This window comes from Nannocystis exedens, from assembly GCF_002343915.1.
GTDB classification, from domain to species: domain Bacteria; phylum Myxococcota_A; class Polyangia; order Nannocystales; family Nannocystaceae; genus Nannocystis; species Nannocystis exedens.
Genome location: NZ_NETK01000002.1, coordinates 100,162 through 124,036 on the forward strand (window position 1 = coordinate 100,162; position 23,875 = coordinate 124,036).

At 69.3% G+C, this 23,875-nt stretch carries 23 protein-coding genes; 5 read left to right on the forward strand and 18 right to left on the reverse strand.

Annotation, left to right across the window (positions count from 1 at the left end; genetic code table 11):
• Position 1: 1 nt before the first annotated feature.
• The 16 genes from NAEX_RS44420 to NAEX_RS44495 form a co-directional block, all read right to left on the reverse strand.
• Positions 2-2,017: a S1C family serine protease gene (locus NAEX_RS44420; RefSeq protein ID WP_096333992.1), complete on the reverse strand. Its 2,016-nt coding sequence runs from the start codon at positions 2,015-2,017 to the stop codon at positions 2-4.
• Between the two features lie 27 nt (positions 2,018-2,044).
• On the reverse strand, positions 2,045-2,332 hold the full coding sequence (locus NAEX_RS44425) for a hypothetical protein (protein WP_096333993.1): 288 nt from the start codon (positions 2,330-2,332) through the stop codon (positions 2,045-2,047).
• A gap of 90 nt (positions 2,333-2,422) precedes the next feature.
• Positions 2,423-3,478 carry a hypothetical protein gene (locus tag NAEX_RS44430; RefSeq protein ID WP_096333994.1) on the reverse strand — a complete coding sequence of 352 codons (1,056 nt, stop codon included), beginning with the start codon at positions 3,476-3,478 and terminating at the stop codon, positions 2,423-2,425.
• A complete protein-coding gene (locus tag NAEX_RS44435; protein WP_096333995.1) occupies positions 3,475-4,437 on the reverse strand; it encodes a M23 family metallopeptidase in 963 nt (320 codons plus the stop codon). Before NAEX_RS44435 ends, NAEX_RS44430 begins: the two co-directional genes overlap by 4 nt.
• Positions 4,437-4,709, reverse strand: a complete 273-nt coding sequence (locus tag NAEX_RS44440; protein WP_096333996.1) for a hypothetical protein — start codon at positions 4,707-4,709, stop codon at positions 4,437-4,439. Before NAEX_RS44440 ends, NAEX_RS44435 begins: the two co-directional genes overlap by 1 nt.
• Positions 4,706-6,004: a hypothetical protein gene (locus tag NAEX_RS44445; RefSeq protein WP_096333997.1), complete on the reverse strand. Its 1,299-nt coding sequence runs from the start codon at positions 6,002-6,004 to the stop codon at positions 4,706-4,708. Before NAEX_RS44445 ends, NAEX_RS44440 begins: the two co-directional genes overlap by 4 nt.
• A 60-nt stretch (positions 6,005-6,064) precedes the next feature.
• On the reverse strand, positions 6,065-6,433 hold the full coding sequence (locus tag NAEX_RS44450; RefSeq protein ID WP_096333998.1) for a hypothetical protein: 369 nt from the start codon (positions 6,431-6,433) through the stop codon (positions 6,065-6,067).
• A 25-nt stretch (positions 6,434-6,458) separates the two neighbouring features.
• Complete coding sequence (locus NAEX_RS44455) at positions 6,459-6,851, reverse strand: hypothetical protein (protein WP_096333999.1); 393 nt, start codon at positions 6,849-6,851, stop codon at positions 6,459-6,461.
• A 15-nt stretch (positions 6,852-6,866) separates the two neighbouring features.
• The gene (locus tag NAEX_RS44460; protein WP_096334000.1) at positions 6,867-9,023 is read right to left on the reverse strand and encodes an alpha/beta hydrolase; all 2,157 of its coding nucleotides are present in this window, start codon (positions 9,021-9,023) and stop codon (positions 6,867-6,869) included.
• Between the two features lie 10 nt (positions 9,024-9,033).
• Positions 9,034-10,848, reverse strand: coding sequence for a hypothetical protein (locus tag NAEX_RS44465; RefSeq protein ID WP_096334001.1), 1,815 nt, complete (start codon positions 10,846-10,848; stop codon positions 9,034-9,036).
• Positions 10,849-10,913: 65 nt separating this feature from the next.
• Positions 10,914-11,834 carry a hypothetical protein gene (locus NAEX_RS44470; RefSeq protein ID WP_096334002.1) on the reverse strand — a complete coding sequence of 307 codons (921 nt, stop codon included), beginning with the start codon at positions 11,832-11,834 and terminating at the stop codon, positions 10,914-10,916.
• Between the two features lie 7 nt (positions 11,835-11,841).
• Complete coding sequence (locus NAEX_RS44475) at positions 11,842-12,255, reverse strand: hypothetical protein (RefSeq protein ID WP_096334003.1); 414 nt, start codon at positions 12,253-12,255, stop codon at positions 11,842-11,844.
• A complete protein-coding gene (locus NAEX_RS44480; RefSeq protein WP_143825766.1) occupies positions 12,255-12,791 on the reverse strand; it encodes a hypothetical protein in 537 nt (178 codons plus the stop codon). The genes NAEX_RS44475 and NAEX_RS44480 overlap by 1 nt, the downstream gene beginning before the upstream one ends.
• Before the next feature lie 585 nt (positions 12,792-13,376).
• Complete coding sequence (locus tag NAEX_RS44485; RefSeq protein ID WP_211302334.1) at positions 13,377-14,372, reverse strand: IS3 family transposase; 996 nt, start codon at positions 14,370-14,372, stop codon at positions 13,377-13,379.
• Positions 14,373-14,383: 11 nt separating this feature from the next.
• The gene (locus tag NAEX_RS44490; RefSeq protein WP_096325681.1) at positions 14,384-14,707 is read right to left on the reverse strand and encodes a transposase; all 324 of its coding nucleotides are present in this window, start codon (positions 14,705-14,707) and stop codon (positions 14,384-14,386) included.
• A 36-nt stretch (positions 14,708-14,743) separates the two neighbouring features.
• Positions 14,744-15,685, reverse strand: a complete 942-nt coding sequence (locus tag NAEX_RS44495) for a hypothetical protein (RefSeq protein WP_143825767.1) — start codon at positions 15,683-15,685, stop codon at positions 14,744-14,746.
• A gap of 102 nt (positions 15,686-15,787) precedes the next feature.
• On the opposite strand from NAEX_RS44495, the gene NAEX_RS44500 reads away from it, so the two are divergent.
• On the forward strand, positions 15,788-16,540 hold the full coding sequence (locus NAEX_RS44500; protein WP_143825768.1) for a DnaJ C-terminal domain-containing protein: 753 nt from the start codon (positions 15,788-15,790) through the stop codon (positions 16,538-16,540).
• Complete coding sequence (locus NAEX_RS44505) at positions 16,537-16,977, forward strand: J domain-containing protein (protein ID WP_096334007.1); 441 nt, start codon at positions 16,537-16,539, stop codon at positions 16,975-16,977. The genes NAEX_RS44500 and NAEX_RS44505 overlap by 4 nt, the downstream gene beginning before the upstream one ends.
• A gap of 58 nt (positions 16,978-17,035) precedes the next feature.
• Here NAEX_RS44505 and NAEX_RS44510 read toward each other — a convergent pair whose 3' ends face one another.
• Positions 17,036-17,527 (reverse strand): hypothetical protein, encoded by a 492-nt coding sequence (locus NAEX_RS44510; protein ID WP_143825769.1) that lies wholly within the window; start codon positions 17,525-17,527, stop codon positions 17,036-17,038.
• Entirely contained in the window at positions 17,520-18,314 is a 795-nt protein-coding gene (locus NAEX_RS44515; protein ID WP_096334009.1) for a hypothetical protein, read from the reverse strand. The genes NAEX_RS44510 and NAEX_RS44515 overlap by 8 nt, the downstream gene beginning before the upstream one ends.
• A 586-nt stretch (positions 18,315-18,900) precedes the next feature.
• On the opposite strand from NAEX_RS44515, the gene NAEX_RS44520 reads away from it, so the two are divergent.
• The 3 genes from NAEX_RS44520 (at position 18,901) to NAEX_RS44530 (ending at position 23,720) form a co-directional block, all read left to right on the forward strand.
• Positions 18,901-20,007 (forward strand): pyridoxal-phosphate dependent enzyme, encoded by a 1,107-nt coding sequence (locus NAEX_RS44520; protein WP_096334010.1) that lies wholly within the window; start codon positions 18,901-18,903, stop codon positions 20,005-20,007.
• Between the two features lie 225 nt (positions 20,008-20,232).
• On the forward strand, positions 20,233-22,428 hold the full coding sequence (locus tag NAEX_RS44525) for a 3-hydroxyacyl-CoA dehydrogenase NAD-binding domain-containing protein (protein WP_170136561.1): 2,196 nt from the start codon (positions 20,233-20,235) through the stop codon (positions 22,426-22,428).
• On the forward strand, positions 22,425-23,720 hold the full coding sequence (locus tag NAEX_RS44530) for an acetyl-CoA C-acyltransferase (RefSeq protein ID WP_096334012.1): 1,296 nt from the start codon (positions 22,425-22,427) through the stop codon (positions 23,718-23,720). Before NAEX_RS44525 ends, NAEX_RS44530 begins: the two co-directional genes overlap by 4 nt.
• Positions 23,721-23,875 lie beyond the last annotated feature (155 nt).

Here is a 23,875-nt window from a genome sequence, read left to right on the forward strand (position 1 = left end):
CTCATGCGACTCGCGCCCTCCAAGTGCCGTCAGCCGTGCGTTCGTAGCCACGCTTCACCACGGCCCAGGCTGATGCCGCCGCGCGCGCTGGTGGCGAGCCGCGGGCCACCTGGGACTGATAGGCGTGCTCCCACATGCGCCGGGCCTTGGGCGGAAGCAGGTCGGTTCGGTGAAGCGCCGGCGCATCGGCGCACACGTCCTCCGCGACGAGCTCGCCGACGACGAGCTCGAACTCGCGGACTTCGTTTGCGCGAAGCACCCGAACCCGCGCTCTGGTACCAGGCGCGAGCCGAGCGACACGGGTCCTGAGGTCGTGGGCGTCGCGCACGGCCTGGCCCATGATGGCCGTGATCCTGTCGTCGACCTCGAGCGCCGTCTCGCCGGCGTCGACGACTACGGCGCCGCGGGTCGCGGGGCCCATCGTCGCGGCCGGGTCGTCAACCTCGACGCCCAACCAGCCACGCACGACCGTGCCTTGGCCGCGGAGCTGCACCAGCACCCACCGGACTTGCTCAACCGGTACCGCGAAGCCAAGCCCCCGGCCGAGGGCGGCGGTCGTCACCCCCACGACCTCGCCGTGCGTGTCGAACAGCGGGCCGCCGCTCGAGCCGGGGGCAATTGTGGCGTCGAACTGCAGGAAGTCGACGTAGTCCTCGGCGTACAGGCCCATGCTGCCGCGGCCGGTTGCAGAGACGATGCCAGAGGTCGCGGTGCGCGGAAGGCCAGCCGGCGCGCCGATCGCCAGCACGGGCGCTCCGACGTCGACACGTTCACCAAGACGAGCCGGGGCGAGGCGCGTTCCCTCGCTGAGCCGCAACAGGGCGATGTCGCTGAGGGGGTCCGACCCGACTCGCCGGGCGTCGAGGCGGCGCCCGTCAGCCAGCATCACGATGATTTCACGTGCGCCGCAGACGACGTGGTGGTTGGTCACGACCAGGCCGTCCTCGCTGAGCACGAAGCCGGAGCCGATGCCCTGGTCGTTGCCGTTCGTGGTCATGATGCTGACCACGGACGGCATCAGTTGCGCGATGATGCCGGTCCAGTCCCTGGCCTCGCACATCAGGAGGCCAGCGCCCTCGTCGTCGGTGGCGGCCCGCGCCCTCGTCGAGCGCGAGCGAGACTTCGAGGAGCGACCTCGGCTCCCGCGGGCCGGCGGGATCGGGGGGAGCTGCAGCTCGGGGATCGGAGGGAGCTTGTCGCGTCGGCCCCGCGTGGGCTGGGGAGCGTCCTGGATGCCCCACGCAGCGACGTACTCGTTCATCACCTGGTAGGCGACGTCGAGGCCCTCGCCATAGCTGGGGAGGCTCAGTTGCGCGAGGTCCCACAGGACGTAGAGGCGCTGAGCCCGGCGCGCGGAGTTTTCGTCGTTGCGGCGGCGCAGTCGATTGTTGATGAAGTTCAGCTCTTGGCCGAACTGCTGGATCGATGAGCGCAGGCGTTCGTAGCCCGGGACGTCAGTAAGGACGATGTGCGGAGGAACAGCGAGCTCGCCGTTGGAACCAACGTCGCGCCACCTGTGCTTGTAGCGGTGCAGCAGCGCATCAGCGAAGTCCAGGCCGAACGGCGCGACGTTGGCGATGTCCCACAAGGCGCGCAGCCACTCGCGCTGCGCAACGTCCAGGTCGCGCTGGTCGTCGAACTGCTTCAGCTTTTGGCCGAAGGCGCCAAGGCCCCCGCCGAGTCCCGCGTCCTCGATGAGTGGGTCGGGGAGCCAGCCGTGACGGCCGGTCAGGGAAGGGTCGTCGTGCCTGGTCAGCCGCGCGCCTCGCGAGACGCGCCGCTCCAGAGCCTCGTACTCCTTGGCCTCGCGGTCCCGAAGCTTCCGCTCTGCAGCGGCGAAGCGCTGCTCGTGCTTCGCCCGTCGCTCGGCCTGACGCTGACGGAGCTTCCGCTCGGCCTCATCCGTGCGGTCCTGCCGCTCGCGCGCGGACAGCGGCGCGCGGGTCGGTTCGGGCTTGGCCTTGCGCGGGCGGCCTCGGAGCTTCATGGCTTGGATCGTCAGGGCTACGCTGGGCATGGGTCCCTCCGTCAGTTTCGAACGTCGTCAGTAAGCGGGGTCGGGCAGGGCGGGCAGGCCCCAGTAGCGTCGCCGGTCCGCCAGAACTGCCCGACACGCGAGCAGCACGTGCTCGATGGTCGTGCCGCGACTCTGCTGTGTCAGGCCCTTGATCACCACCTGCCAGAGCGCCTCGAGCCACACCGACGGCACGAGTGGGTCACGCATGTGGGCCTCGGCGAGCTGCAGGGTGTCGTTGAGCTCGCGGGCGAACACCTGGGCGCTGCGGGGAAGCTCGCGCCAGACCTTGCTGCCCGGTTGGACAATGTGGGCCATCGGCGCCGGCGTTGGCGCGGCCCACCGAGGCTTTCGGGTTCGCCGGCTGGCGGCGCGGGTGGCGAGGGTGAGGAGGACGCTAGGCATGGGTCACGCAACAGCTGCGCGCGGAGCCTCGTCCTTGCGCGTGGCAAAGTAGATGGCGGTCGCCCCGACACCGAGGACGGCCAAGCCGATCGGGAGATACACGAGCGCGTTGCCTGCACCGGTGAGGAGGTTGCCGGCGCCCGCGCCCAGGTCCTTCGCCACCGCGAACGTGGTCTCGGCGGCGGCCTTGATGATCTGGCCACCGCCCTGGACGGCGGCGTCCAGGGCGGCGAACGTGCCGTTCATCGCCTCGCGGAAAGCGGAATCCATCTCGGCCTTCGCCTTGTCGATCGTGTTCTGGCTCTGGACCCATTGGAGTTGCGGCAGCGCCTCGTTGATGAGGTTCGGCACCAGCGGATCCGCCGCGAGCAGCAGCTCGGACTCGAGACCCCAGCCCGGCGGCGCGTTCTGAAGGAACGTGACGACGCGCATCGCGGGCACGTGGCTGAAGAGGTCGAAAATGATAACGCGGATGTCGCCTCGAACATGCTTACCAGCAGCCCGCAGCGCCGCGCCCGCCTCAGCTCCGTGGGCCTTCGCGTCCTCGACGTACTTGGCGTACACCTCATGCACTTTAGCCCACAAGGCCAGGCGCTCGGCGCGATAGGCCGCGATCTCCTCCGCAGTGCTGTTGGCGTCGAGGCCGTAGAGCGTCGTAGGCGGTCCGGAGCCGAGGGAGCGTGACGCGACCATCGTCATGGTCGTCCGTGGGACCTGAGAGTCGACGTAGGCGCGGAGAGGTTGCGGGTCCGCGAAGGTCGGCCACCCGAAGCGGTCGGCATCCGTCAGGGTCGGCCGCGGGCGCCGGCCCTTCGCCGCGTCGATCCACATCTGCGCGGGCCGGAGCGACACGATGCTCGTGGGGATGTAGCGGTAGAGGTATTGGGCCAGCCCGCGGAGCTGCTGCTTCTCGGCCTCGACGCCGGTGAGCGGCCAGCCCGCCCCATCCAGCGCCAGACGGATCTTGCACGCGAGCGCGTAGCCGCGGTTGATGGCGCGGCGCAACGCCGACGCATTCTTGGAGGTGATGGCGCGCAACCGGGTCGGAGCCTTGGTCATCGTCGTGCCTTTCCGTCGCTGCTCTTGTTCCGCTTGGAGAGGTAGTAGGCCGCGCCTCCACCACCTGCGAGGAGCAGCGCGCCGAGCAGCAGTCCACCACCGCCACCACCGCCGCGCCTGCCGTTGAACACCTGGGTAACCTTGACGGCTGTCTTGCAGGCCTCGACGAGGATGCCCACTCGCTCGTTGGGGGGGACCTCGTCGTTGACGCCCTGGTCGTGGTCCTCGAGCGGTGCCCGCACGAGCAGCGCGAGCTGCTCGCTGGCGGCGATGGTCTGGGGCGTCTCCTTGGCCTTCCTCGCTTCGACGCGCTGGCGGAAGGCTGCTTCGGCGGCCGTCGCCTGCGCCGCGCGCTGGCGCAGCGTCTCGGCCCACGCCTCGACATCGGGCAGCACGCAGACGAGCTGGCCGTCGAGCATCTGACAGGGCCGCGCATAGTCGCGGCCGCCCTCACCCTGGCCGGGCTTGGGAGTCGGCTGCGGCTCGGTTCCCAAACTCATTAAGTAGGGCATCGGGTCGAGGAGGTGAGCGGGGCGCGGCGTGTTGACCCTCCAGGACTGGGCGTTGTTGGCCTGCGACGAAGAAATTTTCGTGTCGTAGAGCTGAAAGTGCAGCATCGAGCTGCCGCCCGCGTATTGCCCGACGCGCGCAAACTCCTGTCCAGCCTTGACCAGCGTCCCCACCTTCGGCGAGCTGCCGAGGGCGGTGCAGCCGGCGATGATACTTTTGCCCGAGATGGTGTGCACGAGCGTTGCCTTCGCCGGGCCCTGCCAGCCGCGATCGACGTCGACGATGATGAGGTCCTCGGGCGCGAGGATCGGCGTATTCTTGGAGGCGCGGAGGTCGACGCCGCAGTGGTAGCGCTGCTGAGGAGCAGACCCCCAGGGGCGCTTGGCCTCGAACCTGGTCGACGCGTTGAACTCCTCTTGCCGAGGGGTGGGAAGCGGCCAGAGGGGCATCAGCGGCCTCCCTTCCGGCTGCGGCGGGGCGGCGCCTCCTGGCCCTTCAGCTTCACCACCGAGTCATCGACCGTGCGCAGCGTGACGACCGCGGTGCTGCGCTCGGCGATGATCCAGGCCACGGTCTCGACCTGCGCCCAGACGCGCTCGCCGGTTTCGGTGCCGCCCACGAGTGGGCGCCAGAGCACCAGGTCGCCTTGCCGCGGCGGCGAGTCGAGCTCGACGACGACGAAATTCCATCGCGCGTCAGCTTCTTGGAACCTCACGTTCATCGCTCGTCTCCAGGCAACAGTTGCGTGGGCCTGCGCTTCGTCTTGTCGTCGCGCGTGGCGAAGTAGATGCCGGTGCCGGCGGCGGCAGCAGCACCGAGGCCGAGGAGGGCAAGCCCGGCGCGGCTGCTCGAGCGCTTCTTGACGGGCTTCTTGCCGCTGCCGCCGAAGACGGGACCGTCGTTGGGTCCTTGGGGCTGGGCTTGACCCAAGGACCGCGCCTTCACAACTGGATCGTGACTGTCCTTGCCGGCCTTCTGGACGCTGGGTGCAAGGAGGTCCCAGTCGCGCAGAACAGCCTTCCGGAGCTCAAAGAAGCCGACGAAGGAGTCGGTAACATGCCGAGCGACGTCCGCCCGCACGGACCACTTCTGGCCAGCGTACTCGATCTCGAAATACTGGTCGTCTGGACCTTGGACATGCACCTGGTTGCTTGACGTCCGAAAGACGCCGTTGTCCTGCTGGCCCACCGGCGGGAGCAGCGGCAAGCGCTGCAGCACCAACTGCTGCCAGCGTTCCCAAATCGCCTGAACCGGGCGACTGTCCGTCTGGACGTGAACAGCGCTTGGTGTGTGCAGAGCCAGGTAGTGCGCAGCGAGGGCGCTCTTCACCGCTGTGACACCCGACCAGGCGACCACATCCACGCCATGCACGTAAGGCCAAGTGCCAGCCGAGAGCTGGATACGCTCGCCGGGATTGTAGGCGCAACCTCTGCTCTCCCAGTACTCCGAGGAGCGCGAAATGCACTTCACAATCGCCTCGTCGGCAGCGGTCCACGCGAGCGTTGGCTGGCCGTCGTCAAAGACGTTCGTCGCATCCGTGCGACGGAAGCTGCGGCGCACGCAGTCATAGATCCGTTTAGTCGGGAAGACGTACACGGCACCCTTGTTCCACTGGGCCAGCACGCGGCTTGAAGGCCAGCCCGGGCCCATCTTGGTGCGCGCCGTGGAAGCGGGGGGGCCACCGCTTGGGGCCCGCCACATCCAACGTGCATCCACGGGGCCCACGAACGCCTCTTGTGCGGCAGCTATGTTCAGGCGCTCAGTTGCGCTGTCGGCCTCGATGGAACTCCGGAGCCACCCGGTGAACGCTTCTATCAGGCCAGCAACGCTTGTAGCGATGGCCGCACCATCTCCGCTTGTCAGGAGGTTCCACGCGTCCTTGAGGGTGCCCAGCGCCTCCATGGCCTCGCCGCCTAGCACCGGCTGGAGACGCTCGCCAAGCGCAGGGGCGATTGTGTCCTGGACCAGTTGGGGGACGCGAAAGTCGAGTTCCCCCGCAAAGAGAACGCGCGTCATCGCAGCGCCCCCTCGAAGCGGGACCGCAAGGGGGCGCTACGCGCCAAACTAGAACTCGTACTAGAACTCGTACATCGGGGTGCCCTGACAGATGAACACCATCGGCGTTGAGCTATAGCCGCAGAGCATCCAGTCCTTCGGGCATTCGGCCTCGTCCTCGCAGAGGTAGCTGCAAGACTTGTTGTCGTTGCACACCTGCCCGCCCGGGCAGTCACTGTCGACCTGGCAGGTGTTGGCGCAGTAGCCCTTGTCGCCACTCCTGGGCGTGTCGTCGCCAACGTTGCAAGCGAGCTGGGGCCCGCACTCGTACGCAGGATTATCGGTGTCGATCTCGCAATGCTCCTCGAGTCCCGCGGGCTCGGGCGGGGGGTCATCCTGACAACCCAGGAGAGCGAGTCCGAGGACGAAGGAGGGAACGAGGGGGCGCATGAGCCCACCATATCACGGTCGCGGCTCACCGACACCCTTCCTCAGCACGGACCTGCGCTCCGCTCTCTGGTATGCAACAGTTGCACGCCTCGACCAGGTCGCCAGCCCACGGCTCCCGCACGACCGCCCGCAGCTCATGGTCCATCCCGCACGGGAACCACCACGGGTCCGCCAGCGTCGCCCGCAGCCCGACCGACTCGACGCGAAGGATGTACAGCACCATGGCAAACGCCGGGCGGGCGAACCTCGCCCGGAACTCCGGGTCGTCGTCGAGGAGCCAGTGGTCGAGGCGGGCCGCCGCGTCCTTCAGGCCGTGGGCCAGGCGACCGCAGCTCCATCGCCACACGCGGCGGAAAAGCTCCTCCTTGACACGTGTCCAAGAGAAGCGTTCGGCGAGTCTGGGGCGATCGGTCGTCACTGCACCACCTCAAGGTCAGAAGCCCAGGTCCGGCATTTCGGCGACCGGCGCGCCGTGGGTTGCAGCCTCCTGCCGCGCCGCGTCCAGCAGCTGCTCGACGAAGGCCGTCAGGATGAGCCCGCGGAACACCATCGCCTGATACAGCGCGCGCGTGACCAGGAAGCCGCGGGTCGCGTCAGCGGCGGCGAGCGGCGGGATCGGGCCGAGGCCGCAGGCCGGGTCCTCGGCGACCATCACGTCCTTGGTCGCCACGCGGATCTCGTCGATCGGGACCGGCGCGGCCCACGTCGCGGCACGCTCCTGCGCCTCCTCGATGACGGCCGGCACGATGTAGGCGACGGCGGGCCCGAGGTCGCTCACGACGAGCTGGCAACCGTCCGTCAGCTCGAAGCCCACCCGCGGCGCGGTGGTGCTGACGAGCTCGACGAGCGCCGTGCGGGCGGACGGTTCGAGCTGGGCGAGCGCGTGGTTCGTGGCCAGCGACAGCATGGTCGCGCTCATGCCTGTCGAGGCGAAGGCCCCGCGCGTCGCCTCGGCCAACGCGAGCGGCACCGATTCGTCCTGCGCGCCATGGATGAACCGGACGCGGGCCTGGGTCGGGAGCTTCTTGGGCCGCAGCAGCTCGGGGAGCGCGCCGGCCACGGCCACGGCCCCGTCGACCGCGCCGATGGCCGCCAGCCGGAGGGCGATGGCGGCGCCCTGGTCGTAGCCGGCGGCGATGATTCGCGTCGTCCGGTGCAGCTTCGTCAGGGTCTGGATCGCCTGCACGAGCGTCGGGGTGAGGGCGACGAGGGCATTCGCGACCTGCGGGTTGTCCAGGCTGCCGCTCATGAACCACCCGAACGCGTCGCCGCTCGGCAGGCCGCGCACGAGGTAGGCCCGGCCGCCCAGGTCCGGCGGGATGAGGGCTGCCAGCTGGTCCGGCTGTGCCCCCCGTCCGTGGAAGACGAGGACGAGAGGGGCGGGCGCGTCGCCGGCGACGGCGGTCGGGACGCGCTTGGCGAGGAGCAGGCCGGGCAGCTGCACTTGCACCGGCTCCTCGGCAGGCGGCTTGGGGACGGGGATCTGCAGCGGCGGCGGCTTCCAGCCGGGCTCAGGGTTCGTGATGATCACGTCGCCCTGGCTCGGCTGGCTGTGTCCTTGCGCGTTGGCATGCACGACGTCCTGCTGCTGGTACGCCTGCAACCGTTGCCAGACCGCGAGAGGCGAGAAGGCGTCCGGGTGCTTGTAGGACTTCCCCGGCGGCCAGGGGAACGCGACGGCCGCGAGGTCGATGCCGATCTCGGTCGCCCGCGCGAGGTAGCGTTGTTTGGCGGGCAGCCCCTGGCCTTGAGCGAACCCGGCCGGGTCCGCGTAGGCCGAGAACAGGTTGCCCCACGTCTCCCACGAGTCGCCGGGGTTCGCCTCCTTGCCGGGAACCAGGACCTTGAGGGGCCCGCTCAGGTGCTGCCAGATGAGCACAGCGCCGAGCCAGCCCTGGACGTCCCACCGCTGCATCGCGGCGGCCGCCTCGAGGTCGATGAGCGGCATCCTCGCCCGATCGTACTGTCCCGGCCCGGTCTTGGCGTCCTCGATGCCCTGCCAGACGGCGGAGGCGCCGAGCACGTCTCCGAGGCCGTAACTGCCGACCTTCCAGCCGGCGACGTCCTTGGGCACGGGCCAGCCGTTGGCGAGGTTGGCGTCGATGCGCTGGGCCGACTTCGGGCCGTCCGCCGGCGTCACGCACAGGCGGCAGAGGTCCGGGTGCGCAGCGGCGATGGTCGCGGCCTGGGCGGTGGAGACGAGCGGCTGGGTCGCGCGGAATGCCTGCCACCACTTGATCGCCAGCGCGCGCGCAAGCCCAGGGATACCGCTCGCCAGCTCGGCGCGGGCCGCATGCTTCCGCACGCTCATGGGGAAGCCGCCCCAGTTGCTCTCGAGGTCGAACTGCAGCACGCCCGGCGGCGGGAGTTGGCCACCACCGCCGCTGTTGCCCGGCCCCTGCCCATCGGGCAACGGCTTGGTCTTCTTCTTTCCGCCGGCTGCGACCGCCACACCGACGCCCGCCGCCAGCAGACCGCCGCCGAGCAACCAGGCCCAGGCGTTGCTGCTCCTGGGCTTGATGACCTCGCCCGCTCGACGAGCTCGGTTCGTCATCACGTAGTTGGTCAGTCGGTCGAAATCGTCGGCCATACGCGTCTCCTCAGCCGCCCGTCACGTGCCAGAACGTGGTCGCCGTGTTGGGCTGAAGGGTGACCCCCTGGTTGGGCGAGAGGATCGTCGTAGTCGCCGTGCCGTTCATGGCCTGGCCCACTGCGGCGGTCAAAACGAAGTCCTCGGGCCCGATGTTGACCACGCGGAGGATCTTGGCGAGGTCGGTCGGCAACGGCGGGAGGACCACGACGTTCGCGTCGTTGTTGGACGAGACGCTGACGATGGTCACGTCGTGGGTGAGTGCCGCCAGCGTCTGCGGGGTGTTGGCGTCCGTGACGGAGACGGAGCGTCGCTCCTGACTCGGAGCGGACGATGAGTACGACCAGACGTTGTTCCCCTCGTATTCGAGGAAGTGCCAAACGTCGGCGCCGCCGACCGCAAGGATGGACGTCGGCGCCCCCTTGCCGATGATTTCGGCGTTGGGAGCGGCGAACGCGATCACTCCTGGCTCGCTCCGGAAGGCGTGGAGACGCGTTCCCACCTTTGGCGGCAGGGGCGCGCTCGGGTCGGGGAGCGTGACCCCGATGAGGGCGGCAACCTGGTCGTAGCGCCGGGAGAGCGTGCCCGGCCAGCCCTGTCCGAAGACCTCGTCGGCGCTGACGGTGTCGAGGGCCGCATACCTCCCGTACAGGTTCCAGGTGAGCCGCCATCCTGCTTCGCCGTCGCGGAGGAACACCGCCTGGTCGCCGCGGTTGGTCAGCCGGACGTGCGCGCCGAGCACCCCATTGATGTCCTCCGACAAGGGGTCCGCGAGGTTGATTCGCAAGGGGCGGTCGCCCTGCTGGGCCACCAGGTACACCTGCCCTGGTGCGACCTCGGCGGTGGGGGGCAGGGCGATGTCTCCGTCGTTGGGGCTGACCTGGAAGATGTGAACCCCGGCGGCCGCAGGGATGTCGGTGGCCGCTCCAGGGAGCGGCTGGGGCGCGAGGTCTTGGATGCGGTCGCTGGCGGACCAGCCGTCCGCGGTCGGCTCGAAGAGGACGGCCATCGCGTCGTTGTCGAAGACCACGCCGTCCGGCGACGTCACACCGTTCACGCCGTCCGGCGACACCACCTTGAACCAGGTGCCTCCGCGCCGGCTGATGAGCACGGACGCGCCGGTCGCCATCCCCGCGATGGGCGGCAGGATGAGGAGGGCGCCCGGCGTGGCAACAGTTGCGTTGACGTGCAGATCGCATGCCCACGCCGCGATCTGCGTCTCCGGCGTCTCGTCGCTGACCTCGAGGTCCAGGTTGACCGCCTCGCAGTCGCCGCCGCCGCAACCGCGGCAGCAGAAGATCGCGGCGAGGAGTTCGCTTGGGCCCTCCACGACCTCGATCTCGACGGTATCTGCGGCGCCGCCCGCCGGGATGTGGAACACGGCCAGCGCGTCGGTCGGCCCGAGCTGAAGCCAGTGGCCCCACTGGTTCGTCAAGGGCTGCCCGACGATGAGGGGCGCGTCCTGAGGGGCGAGCGTCGTCGCTGGTGTGTTCGGCTGGCTCACCCGGCTCTGGTCGCCGCCGGGCAAGGCGGCAAATGGCGCGGCGAGGCCGCTGACGCCGCTTCGCACCTGCAGCTCGTCCCCCGGCTGCGGCGTGCCGACGAGGCGCGCCCGGACGAGCGCGGGGTCGTAGCCGTTGCGGCCGAGCGCGCCGATGCCGAACCGCCCGACCGTCTCGCCGACCTTGTAGGCGTAGACGGTGTTGGAGAGGACGTTCGGGGGGGTGCCGTACCCCTCGAGGACTTCGGGCGTGCTGCCGTCGAAGGCCCCGCCTGCCTCGACGGTGCGAACGATGATGCGGCGGGTCGTGGTGGTGCTGCCCATGGCGGAACTCCTCGCGGGCTTCTCGCGGCCCGCCGCGCGTTAGTGCAACCGTTGCTCGCTGCAGGTCAGCTGCAGCACTTCATGCAGCGGTCGCACTCCTTGGTGTTGGCCTTGACCACGCTGATGTTGAGGCCCGTCAGCTGGGCCGCGCCGACGTTGCCCATCTGCAGGTACGCATAGATCGCCTCGGTGTCGGGGATCGGCGGCGGCTCGCAGTTCATCCAGTCGGGCCAGGGCATGAGGCAGCAGTCGTTGTTGGTCGTGTAGTCGGCGAGGGCTTTGGCCGAGCCGGCGCGCACGAGCAGCGAAGCGATGTCGGCCTCGTTGAGGTCGACCAGGTCACGGGGGCCGACGAACCACTGGATCGTCAGCGCGTCGTTCCGGTCGACGCCGTTCAGCCACCGCGGCGTCACCTTCAGGCACCCGGGCCTGAACGGGCCCTGCTGCGCCGACGTCGTGCGGATGAGCGTCTTCTGCCCCGTGGTGAGCGGGTTGTTGAAGATGTCGATGAACGGGGGGGCCGCGGCCGCGTCGCCGGCGAAGACGTTCAGGGGGATGATGTCGTCGTCGAGCCGCATGATGTTGACCATGCGGTACGCCGAGTACCTCGAGGTCATCATGCACCAGTACCAGAGGATGCACGGGTCCTGCTTGCGGCAGCGGATGGCGCACTCGGGACCGAGGCCGTTCCAGACCGACAGGAAGTCCTGCAGCTGACCGTCCGTGACCGGCCGGCCGAACAGCTCGACGCCCCGACCGGCGGAGCAGCTGCAGGCCTTGCCGGTCGACGCGGCGGTGCCGGTCCCGTGGCAGCCGCACTTGCCGGCGGCCGCGCCTGGGATGGTGCAGTTCTCCTCGGCGAGCAGGCCGCTCTTGGCGAGCTGGGCCAGCTCGTCCTTGAGGACGTCGCGGGCGACCTGCTGCATGGTGGCGAGGACTTGCTGGGTGTATTTGCCGTTGGACTCGGCCAGGGCGGATTCTGCCATGTTGACCTCAGAGTGGGCACTGGCCGCACGCGACCAGGCGTTGGAGCTCCGCACGAGAGACCGGCGGACACGGAGGGCAGGAGCCGGCCCCCTCGGCCGTGTTGGGTTCGGGCTCAATCACGCCCTCGTCGACCTCGACTGTGGGCATGCGCAGCGACAGCCCCGCGCGCTGCGGAAGGACGACACCTCGCGGCAGGATCACCGCGAGTCGGAAACTGTTGCACTCGAGCAGCGCCAGCTGGCGGTGCTGCTTCACCAGGCACTGCATCTGCCCGTCGCCGGCGGCAGGCTCGAGGATGAGGTGGCCGGCCGCGCCTGGCTCGTGGAGCTCGTCGGGGTCCGGCCAGGGCACGAGACCCCAAGGCAGCTGCAGCAGCAGCCAGCCGTCCACGTTGCCCAGCGCGGTCGCGGGGAACTCCATCAGACGACCGCTTCACCCGTGGTGGTGGTGGTGGTCGAGTCGGACGGCGCCTCGAGCGGGTCGTCGATCATCACGGAGCGGAGGATGGAACCGAAGAACATGCCCGAGCCGAGGCCGATGAGGCCCGAGGCGACGAGGCCGTTCTTCATGAACATGCCGATGGCGACGCCGACGATGCCGAGCACCGGGAAGAGGCCGTGCACGAGCGCCTTGCGGAAGAACGTCGGATTCCCCTCGTCGTCGACCCACTCGTCGGACATGCCCGCCAGCATCTCGGAGCCCTTGAACCCGATGAGCGAGCCGACGCCGCCGGTGGCGGCGACGACGAGCAGCTGCGGGAGGTTGGGCTCGCGCTTGCTGAGCTCGTACTGCTCCACCGCCTTTCGGGCGAGCGCCTGCGCCTGCTTCTTGCCCCGCTCGAGGAGCGAGTTCTCCTCCTTGAGCTGGGCGACCTCCTGTTTGCGGTTCGCCGCGGCGGCACCTTCCTTCGCCGCGGCCTCCGCGATTGCTTTTACGTCCTCGTCGGCTTTGGCCATGAGGTCGACGTTGAGCGACCACCGAGGCAAAGGGACCGAGCGTGTTGGAGCGTGAGCGTGCGTGAGCGAGTGAGAGCGCGTCGAAGCGTGCGTGTTGCAGCCTGAGCGTGGGGTCGCTAGGATTCGTCGCGATGGACCCACGACTCAGGACGACGGTGGAGGCCGCGGACATCCTTGGCTGTCACGAATCAACGCTGCGAACTTGGCGGCGAATGAACAAGGGCCTCACGTGCAAGTGCCGGCGCGATGAATGCAGCAGTTGCGCCGCATGGGTCGGCCCTCGCTTCGTCAAGATGGGGCGAGGGCGGGGGCACTTCTACTACGACATCGGAGAGCTCGAGCGGTACCGGGCAGAGGGCCAGGCCAGCCGCGGGCCCGAACGACCGCAAGCCCAAGAGCTGCCCAGCATCCCGCCGCTGCTTGGTTAGCTCGCGTCCCCGTCGGCCGCGATCCATTTGGCCACCTTCGTCACCACCTTGCTGAAGTCCACTCGCTCGAGGGACTTGCTCAAGCCGCCCAAGACCTGACCCCAGCCGACGTCGATGTGTATTGGCTCAGCGTGAATGCAACCGAGGGAGGTGCGGCTTACGGACTTGCGGGTGGGCAGGTCTGGTTGGGATGATGGTGGGTTTGGTGTCGGCGAGCAAGTTCTCGGCGTTGACGGCGGAGCTCTCGAGCGGCCTCGAGTTTGCGGTCGCGTTCGACGAAGATCGCAGCTTCGCGGCCGGCGAGCTTGTCGACCGGCGCAATGTAGCCGATGGCACTGTGGAGGCGGCGGGCGTTGTAGTGCTCGACGAAGTCGGCGGTGACGCGACGGGCCTCGTCGATCGTCGATGGCGCTGCGGGCCGTAAGGCCGTGGACTTGAAGGTTTTGTGCCAGCGTTCGAGCTTGCCGTTGGACTGCGGGTAGCCGGGTGAGATCCGGACGTGGGTCATGCCGGCGACGCGGATGAACTCCTTGAAATCGCGGGCGATGAACTGGGGGCCGTTGTCGGTGACGATGCGGGGCCGCGCCCCGGGGAACAGCTCCCGGGCGCGCTGCAGGATGCACTCGACGTCTCGTTCGGTCATCGACTCGCGGAGATCCCAGTGGACGATGTAACGGCTGTAGCCGTCGAGCACGCTGCACAGGTAGTAGAACGTGCCGGCGAGGTTGATGTAGGCGATGTCGACGTGCCAGTGGCGGTGCGGGCCGTCAGGCTGCTGGAAGCCAGTGCCCTTCTTCGAAGGACCGCGCTGCCAGCGATCGAGGCGGCCAGCGGCGCTCAGGACTCGGTAGACGGTCGCCGGGCTGACGGCGACGATGTCCTGGTCGAGCATCATGTAGGTCAGCCGTCGGTAGCCCTCGAGTGGGTGCTTGTCGAAGAAGTCGAGGATCGCCTGGCGCTCGGCGTCGAGGATCCAGTGGTCGCGCGGGATCTTCCCGTTGTGCTCGTTGGCCTTGCCGTACCGCTCGCGCCAGCGCGTCAGCTGCGACCGCTGGATCCCCAGCCACCCCGCGAAGCGGGCCGGCGCCAGCTCGGTCTTCTCCGACCAGTCGGTGACGAAGTCGATCACCTCGTCCCGCGTCTCATGGGGCACCCAGCGGCCGTTCAGAGCTCCCCAAGCTCTTTTTTTAGGTCAACCAGCGCCTCCGACAGCTCGGCGATCACCGCGTCCTTCTTGACCAGCTTCGCCTCGAGGTGCTCCACCTTCTCGCCGAGCTCGCGCTTGACCGTCTCCGCCGGCGTCGTGCGAGATTCGACGAACACCTGCGGCGCGCGCTCAAATAGCGCCCGCTGCCAGCCGTAGAACACGCTGGGCTGCAGCTTGTACTTCTCGCACAGGTCCGACACGGGCACCTTGTCGAGGTGGTGCTCTCGCAGGATCTTGGATTTCTGCTCGGGGGTGAAGTGTCGGCGTTCTTGCTTCTTCATGCGGGCCTCCTGGCCACGCCTCTCCTCTACCAAAACTCAGGCCCGTTGCGGGCCAGCCGAGGCAGTACAGATGGGGCTCGGCCTGTCGTCCTTCGGCGCCATGCGTTGCGAGAGGACCTCGTCGAGGCGATCGTGGATCTTCACGGATTGCGTGACCTCGCGCAGCGTCCGCGCCTCAACCAGTTCGCTGCTCGCCGCCGCCTGTTCGAGCTGCTTGATTGTCGCGGTCCGGACACGCTCCGTAATGGCGGACCCCGTCCGCTCGATCTGCTCGAGGTTCGCCATATGCACCTGCGAGGCTTTGGCCAGCTCGTCGGTGTGGGCGCCCGTCACTCGACGAAGGCGCTCAAACTCTCTCTCGGCGTTCCCCTGCAGCAACGCGTTGCTCTCGGCGATCGCTGCGCGGATGCGGGTCGACTCCGCGAGTGCATCTTCGAGCCGGCGGCGGCGCTCCTCCGCCTCGATGGCCGCCAGCTCGGCGCGCTCACGTCGGAACGCCTCTCGAGTCGCGTCGGCAGCTTCACGCTCGGCCTTGAGTTGTGCTCGCAGCTCTGCGAGCGATGCGCGAGCGTCCGCCTCTTGCTGCTCGAGGCGGTCGAGGCTTCGCTGAGCGGAAGCAACCTGTCCCTCGAGGCTCCGCAGCTCGAGGCGGACCACGGACGCGGCCTCTCGCTGGGCGGCGATGTCGCGGTCACCCCGGTGCAGCTCTTCCTGGGTGGCAGCGTCGACCTCCGCTCGCGTCCCGCTCGTCGACCATAAGAGCTCGTCGCCCGCGTACACCCACATGGCATCGTACTTGGCCGCGGGGCGCATCATCAGGACGAACGTCCTGAGCCACGGCACCACCTGCGCGGGACAGTCGCGCTCCGCGATCAACTCGCCGCGCTTGCCGTCCTCGTGCGGCGGCCCGCGGCGATTGCCGAGCCGGATGGTGATGCGCACCTGACCAGCGGTGGGAACGTTCGTCTCCTCGCTCATTCCCGCGAGGATAGTTTCGGCCCGTTCCCATCAGGCGGTGGCGCTCGCTTAAACTCGCTTACGCTCGCTCCGGCCCGCTGTCGCCGGTCTATTTTCTCGGTTGTGCCGTCCCCCTACGAGACGCTCGGCGTGCGTCGCGACGCGTCGGCAGCCGAGGTCAAGGCAGCATGGCGACGGCTCCGGGCTTCGCTTCATCCCGACCGAAACAAGGCTGCGACAGCGCAGGCACAGTTCGTCGCCGCCAGAGCTGCCTACGAGCTCCTCCTGGACCCGCGGGAGCGGGCGGCCTACGACCTGTTGCACCCACCGGTGCCCGGTGCAGACATCCTGGCGACGCTCCGCGTCCCCGTGCCGGTCGCTCTCCACGGCGGCAGCGTGCCGCTCGGCGACCGTGCCGTCGCGGTGCCGCCTGGCGTGGCCGCCGGCGACAGGCTTCGGATCCGCGGAGCCGGCGAGGCGGGTGAGCCGCCCGGCGACCTCCTGGTCACGGTCGAGCTCGTCGACGATGAGCAGCTCCGCCACGAGGTCCGCCGCGACCTGGCCGGACGGGTCTGCTGCGACCTCGTCGTCGACCTGTCCGTGACCTGGCTCGAGGCCCTCCGCGGCGCAGTAGTCGCCATCCCCACGCCTGGAGGGTTCGTCGAGGAGGCGATAGCCCCGGGCACGCGCGACGGCCATCGGTTCCGAGTCGCCGGCCGCGGGCTCGGCAGGACCTCGCCCGGGGACCTCGTGGCCATCGTCCGCCTCGTGCCGCCGCCGGCGGAACCACTCTTGCTGGACCTGCTGCAGTTGCTGCAGGCGGATGCCGGTCGCGCTGCGCGGGCGCGTCTTGCAGAGCAGATGCGCCGCGCATGAAGGAGGAGGCGATCGTGAAGAAGCCGCGCGATCCGTTCAAGGTGCTGGGCGTCAAGCGCAGCTGTAGCCGTGAGGAATTGAAACGTGCCTACCGGTCGGCAGTGCGGCGCACCCATCCAGACGCCACGAGGAGAGACACGAGGTCTGAATTCGAAGAGGTAGAAGCCGCGTACGCCGCCTGTGCGCGGGTGTTGGAGACGCTGCCTGCCAACGGACCACTTCCCCCGTGGGCGGAGGCCGTGGCGGCGGCGGTCGAGAGGGAGCTTGCTGGCCTAGCCGGGGAGCTCTCTCGAGCGAAGCAGGCCACGACGCCCAGTGCGGCCTTCGGCGAACTCGGCGCCGCTGCTGCGCGGGGCGAGCGCTACTACGAGTCCAGCAAGAAACTTGTTGCCGGTGTGCGAGGCCTCTTCAAGCGTTTGACCGGCAACGTAACTTGAGCGACGCGTCGCGCCACGTGGAACCGGCCAGCTTGGCGCTGCGGCAGCGCGAGGCGGCCTACTCAATTTTCGGCGATACGACCTGAGGCTCAGAGGTCGACTCAGTTGCGGAAAGCAGGGGCTGCTTGTCCGTTTCGGGGAGCATGGGCTGCGGCTCCGACGGCGCGGAGGATTGCAGTTGGCTCCGCCTCACCCGCGCTGTCGGGTCGTTGGCGTAGAAGTGTTCGGCGAGCAGTTCGAACAGCACGAAGTCCTCGCTCGAACAGGTTCCCGTCCGCTCGAGGAATTCAGAGTTGCGCAACAGCCGGACATTGGAGGCGCGGAAGTACGTGTCTTTGTAGACCTTGAATCTTCTGCCGCGCTTCGTCCCAGGTTCGACGCGCTCGTGTGGCACTCGGCCGGTCGGCTCAGGGTTGCTTTGGCCGTAAATGACCTCGTAGTAGCCGGACTTCAACTCTGCTAGCACGAGCACCAGACGATTTTTACCTTCTGGCCCGTCGCTCAGATTCTTGGCCCACCACACCTCGCGCACGCGAACGACCTTAGTCATCGCTTCCCTCCGGAAGTGGCGGGTAGACGGCAGCACCTTGGGCCTCGGCTGCGGCCAACCAGTGAGGCAGGGTCGCCACTCTGCGTTGGCTGTTGGCCCGCGCGGAAGGGGGGAAAGCCTCGGGCTTGCTCAGGTTGCTCAAGTAGCGAGTCTGGGTTCGATCCAGAGTTCGCAGCAACTCCTCAAGAATCCAGTCGTCGGCCTGGTGTGGAAGTGCCGCGATGATCGCCCAGAGGCTAGCGTCGCTGAGACGCAAATCGACGTGCATCTGCTTGAAAAACGCAGGCACGTCCTCCGAGAGGCACTCGGAAAGTTTTTTGGGAGGCGCAGTCCAACGAGTAAGCACTCCGCGAAAATCGTCATCAACTTCGACCCCCTGCACGGCTGCGATGAGGGCCCAGTGAGCCGCATTGATGAGCTGCGCTTGCCGCCAGCAGTGGGCTACGAGGTCCATCAACTCCTTTCGGTGTCTGAACAGCCGCAGGAGGCCCGGCGGCGCGTCGACACTTTGGGAGGCTTGCGCGGCCTCGACGGGATCCACCTCGCGGCGGAACGATTCGCGGACGGCATCAATGAGGTCGTAGTACTTCTCCTCGTCGAGAAGCGCCTCCAGCTGCTCTTCGAGCTGGACGTCGTCCTCGGCGTCGAAAAGGTGGTCGGCGACGAAGTTTGCAAGGTTCGAGACGGCGTTCTCGAACGCCCCGTCTCTCGCGCCCCTGTTGTCGGCCGGCATGCGCCGGAGCGCGACGGGCGCGAACACTCCGGAGTAGTTTTCGGCGATATGCACGCTCGAACGATAGCACCGTCGTCGAGGAAATTTGTAGCGCGCCTCACGCGAAAGGGCTTGCCTTCGCGCCCCGTGCATCTGTTGCGCGCGGCGCCGCACTGTTGCTGCGTGAGGCAGCTCCGGAAAGCGGGGGCGCCGACTCCGCGGGCGGCTCGGCGAACTGGCGCGGCGCGGCGGAGTCACGGGAGCGCCGGGCCCAACAGTAGCCGTCGTGCCTTGGGCACCATCGTTGCGTGCGCAATAAAAAAACCCGGCGGGTCTCGCCGGGTTTCCGAGCAAGGGGTCGCGTCCCCAACTCTCGTCCGCAATCTTAATTTTCCCGCTTGATTTTTTCAAGGGGTGCTGGCGTCATGCTCCACAAGGAGATTCGCCATGTCGTCGCGTGACTGGTTCGTCTCCGCCGGTGTTCCCTCCGCCCACAGAACGGGCAAGGTTTCATTAGAGTTGGAAGCATACCGGGCCCTGCGGCCGCGACCCAGCATCGGGGTGATTCGGGCCCGAGTCCTCTCATGAGGAAGGTCTCGCCTATCGTTGCTGCGAGGCGTGACGCCTCTCGGGCAAGCTGGCTCGGCTCGCCTCTCGGCCCATGAAGCGCGAACACCACCTGTCGCCGTTCTTGCGCAACCCCCCGGCTCGCCTCGACCTGGCGACGCTGCCGACCCCGGTCGAGCGCGCCCCGTGGCTCGACGCGCCAGGGGCTGCGGTCTACGTCAAGCGCGACGATCAGACCAGCCGTCTCTATGGCGGCGGCAAGGTGCGCAAGCTGGAGTGGCTGCTGGCCAACCCGCCGTACGACGATCGACGTCCGATCGTCTCGGTCGGCGGGATCGGCAGTCATCACCTCGTGGCGCTGGCGCTGCACCTGCAGGCCCAGGGCCGCGAGCTGCACGCCTGGGTGTTCGACCAGGTCCCGACGGCGCACACGCTCAAAGATCTGGCGCTGCTGCTGTCGACGGGGGCCAAGCTGTGGGCCGTGCCGACGCGGCCGGCGCTGCCGCTGGCGTGGCTGGCCTATCGCACGTGGGCCCGGCCGGCGCAGCCCGGGGTGTACATGCCGCCCGGCGGGACCACCGGGCTCGGTTCGCTCGGCTTCGTCGAGGCCGGGCTCGAGCTCGCGCAGCAGGTGAAGGAGGGCGCGCTGCCGGCCCCGCAGGCGCTCTACGTCACCGGAGGCACCTGCGGCTCGTGCTGCGGGCTGGCGCTCGGGCTGGCGCTGGCGGGCCTGCCGGTGCGCATCCGCGTGGTGTCGGCGCTCGAGCGCCTGTACCTCGGGACATATTTGCTCAAGCGCACGCTGAACCAGGTGTTCGCCGCGCTGGTGCGCGCCGGGCTGCGGCCCGAGCTGGCCGCGCTCGGGCCGGCGGGGCTGCTCGCGCGCGCCGGCGTGACCTGGTCGATCGACCACTCGCAGGTCGGGTCCGGCTACGCCGTGCCGACCGCGGCCGGGGAGGAGGCCGTGGCCCTGGCCGCGGGCGGCGGGCTCGCGCTCGAGACGACCTACACCGGCAAGTGCCTGGCCGCCCTGCGGAGCGACCTCGCGGCCGGGGCGGTGTCCGGGCCGGTGCTGTTCTGGGACACCCACGGGGCCAACGACCTGCGGCCGCACATCCTGCCCGGCTGGGAGGCGCGCGTGCCCGTGGCGCTGCGGCGGCGACTGATCCGGGCCGGCGCGGCCCTGCCGGCCGCGACCTGAGCCAGGCGCAGGTGCTGCACTTCGGGGCATGTCGAAATGGACATGTCCGACAGGGCAGGCCCGTCCGCGGCCGCGGCCGCGGCCCTGGCCGGAGGCGGCGGCCGGCGTCGGTCGGGCGGGGACGAGCTCCGGGTGCGGCCGACCCCGGCGGCCGGCGGGCGTCCGGGCCCGGCAGGGCGGTTTGTGCTTGCGCCGGGTTGGCCTTCGGGTCAATGTCCGGCCGCCATGTTCACCCTCACGCTCGACCCACCGGAGGTGTCGCCCCGCCTCGCGGTCATCACGATCGACCGCCCGGGCGAGAAGGTCAATACGATCGCCCCGGCGGCGCTGGCCGCGATCGAGGAGCAATTCGCGGAGCTCGACGGCACGCCCGGCCTGGCCGGCATCGTGCTGATCTCGGGCAAGCCCGACAACTTCATCGCCGGCGCCGACGTCGAGGTGTTCGCCACCGCGAACGACCGCAAGGACGTCGAGACCTTCAGCCGCAAGGGCCACGAGGTCCTCAAGCGGATCGCCGGCTCGAAGGTGCCGATCGTCGCCGCGATCCACGGGGCCTGCCTCGGCGCTGGCCTCGAGCTCGCGCTGTGCTGCACCTGGCGGATCGCCACCGACTCGCCGAAGACGGTGCTCGGCCTGCCCGAGACGATGCTCGGCCTGTTCCCGGGCGGCGGCGGCGTGACCCGCCTGCCGCGCCTCATCGGCGTGCGCGAGGCGCTCGACGTCATCCTCACCGGCCGCAACATCCGCCCGCGCGCGGCCAAGAAGATGGGCCTCGTCGACCAGGTGGTGAGCGAGGAGTCGCTGCTGGCGGCGGCGCGCCGGGCCGCGGGGCTGCTGGCGGCGCACAAGATCGAGCCGCACCTGCACCCGAAGAGCGACGTGGCGCGGGTGCTGCTCGAGCAGAACCCGGTCGGCCGGCGCGTGCTGTTCAACCAGGCGCGCAAGACGGTCCAGCGCAAGACGCTGGGGCTGTATCCGGCGCCGCTGGTGGCGATCGACCTGATCGAGCGCGGGCTGTCGCTGCCGCTCGACGAGGCGCTGGCCCAGGAGCCGCCGGCGTTCGCCGAGCTGGCGGTCGGGCCGGTGGCGCAGAACCTCGTGTCGCTGTTCCGCCGCAGCAACGCGCTGAAGAAGCAAGAGGTCAAGGACGCCGAGGGCGACGTCGTCGAGGGCGCGCCGATCCACCGCCTCGGCATGGTCGGCGGCGGCTTCATGGGCGCCGACATCGCCGTGGTCTCGGCCGAGAAGGGCATCGAGACGCGGATCCGCGACATCGCCCCCGAGCCGCTGGGGAAGGCGCTGGCCCACTGCAAGGCCTACTTCGACCGCCGGGCCAAGAGCCTCGGCGAGCGCCATGTCTTCAAGGCCAGGAGCCGGGTCAGCGGTAGCCTCGAGCTGGCCGGCTTCGGCACCATGGACCTCATCATCGAGGCCGTGCCCGAGAACCTCGGCCTCAAGCAGGACGTGTTCGCCCAGCTCGAGGCGATCGTGCCGCCGACGACGATCCTGGCCAGCAACACCTCGGCGCTGCCGATCGCCAAGGTCGGCGCCAAACTGCAGCACAAGGACCGCCTGATCGGCCTGCACTTCTTCTCGCCGGTGTCGAAGATGCCGCTGCTCGAGATCGTGGTGACGCCGGAGACCTCGCCGCAGACGCTGGCGACCTGCCTGCGCTACGCGGCGCAGATCGGCAAGACGCCGATCGTCGTCAAGGACGGCCCCGGCTTCTACACCACCCGGGTGCTCGGCTTCTACTTGATGGCCGCGCTGCAGATGGTCCAGGACGGCCACACGATCGAGGCGGTCGACCGCGGGGCGCGGCAGGTCGGCTGGCCGGTCGGCCCGATCACCCTGCTCGACGAGGTCGGCATCGACGTCGGCGCGAAGGTGTCGAAGACGCTGGCCGAGGCGTTCCCCGAGCGCATCACCGTGCCGGACACGGTCGACCAGTTCCTCGCCAGCAAGCGCTACGGCCGCAAGAACGGCCGCGGGTTCTACATCTACCCGGGCGAGGGCGAACGCGGGTTCCTCGGCAAGAAGCCGCGCAAGCGCGTCGACCCCGAGGTCTACGAGTTCTTCGCCGGCCGCACGCCGCTGGCCGAGCCGGGCGACCCGGAGGAGCTGGGCGAGCGTCTGACGCTGATCGCGGCGATGGAGGCGATCCGCTGCCTCGAGGAGGGCATCATCGCCACGCCGCGCGACGGCGACATCGGGGCGGTGTTCGGCTTCGGCTACCCGCCGATGCGCGGCGGCCCGTTCCGCCACATCGACGCGCTCGGCCCGGGCGCGGTGTGCAGCCGCCTGGCCCAGCTGCGCGAGCGCTACGGCGACACCTACACGCCGCCGGCGCTGCTGCTCGAGCTGGCGCGGTCGGGCAAGAATTTCTCGAGCCTCAACAAGGATGAGGGAGGTGCCGCATGAGTTCGCAGGTCCGCAGAGTCGCGGTGGTCGCCGGGGCGCGTACGCCCTTTTGTAAGGCGGGCGGGCAGCTGATCCGCAGCTCGGCCGTGCAGCTCGGCGTGGCGGCAGCCCGCGAGACGCTGATGCGGGCCCAGATCCGGCCCGAGCGCGTGCAGCAGATCGTGTTCGGCATCGTCTCGCCGCCGGTCGGCGCGCCGAACATCGCCCGCGAGATCGCGCTCGCCGGGGCGTTCCCCACCGGGGTGCCGGGCTTCACGATCAGCATGGCCTGCATCTCGAGCAACCAGGCGATCGCGTCGGCCGCCGAGTCGATCGCGCTCGGCAAGGCCGACGTCGTGCTCGCCGGCGGCGCCGAGGTGCTGAGCGACGTGCCGATCCAGTTCGGCCGCCGCTTCCGCGACGCGCTGTTCGCCGCCAGCAAGGCCCGCAACGCCAAGGAGCGCCTCAAGGCGTTCCGCGGGGTCAAGCTCGGCGACCTCGCGCCGGTGGCCCCCGCGATCGCCGAGACGTCGACCGGCCAGACGATGGGCCAGTCGGCCGAGAAGATGGCCAAGGCGTTCGGCATCAAGCGCGAGGACCAGGACAAGTTCGCCGCCCAGAGCCACCACCGCGCCGGCGAGGCGTGGAAGAACAAGTCGATCTCGTCCCGCATCGCCCCCGTGGCCGTCCCGCGCGGCAAAGAGGTGACGATCGTGACCGCCGACGACCACCCGCGCCCGGACACGAGCGTGGAGAAGCTGGCGCAGCTGAGGCCGGTGTTCGACCGCGAGCTCGGCTCGGTCACCGCCGGCAACAGCTCGCCGCTGACCGACGGCGCGTCGGCGGTGCTGCTGGCCTCGGAAGAGCTGGCCCGCGCCGAGGGCTGGCCGATCCTCGGGCTCCTCCGCGGCTATCAGTTCACCGCCATCGACCCGTTCGAGCACCTGCTCATGGGCCCCGTCAGCGCGGTCGCCAGCGTGCTCGACCAGACCGGCCTCGCGCTGTCCGACATCGGCGTGATCGAGATGCACGAGGCGTTCGCGGCCCAGGTGTTGGCCAACATCCACGGCCTCGGTTCGGCCAAGTACTGCGCCGAGAAGCTCGGCCGCCCGGCCGCGGTCGGCGAGATCGATCCGACCTTCATCAACCAGTGGGGCGGCAGCATCAGCCTCGGTCACCCGTTCGGCGCCACCGGCGGCCGCCTGGTGCTCCAGCTGCTCGACCAGATGGCCCAGAAGTCGGCCCAGTTCGGCCTGATCTCGGCCTGCGCGGCCGGCGGCATGGGCTCGGCGATGATCTTCGAGCGGGTCTAGCGCTCGCTGTCGTTCGCGCGGGCCTCGAGGGTGACCCTCGGGGCCCGTTCGTCGCTCGCGGCTCGGGCGGAGAGCGCCGCTCTCGCGAGCCTCGAGGGTGACCCTCGGGGCCCGTTCGTCGCTCGCGGCTCCGGCCGGAGAGCGCCGCTCTCGCG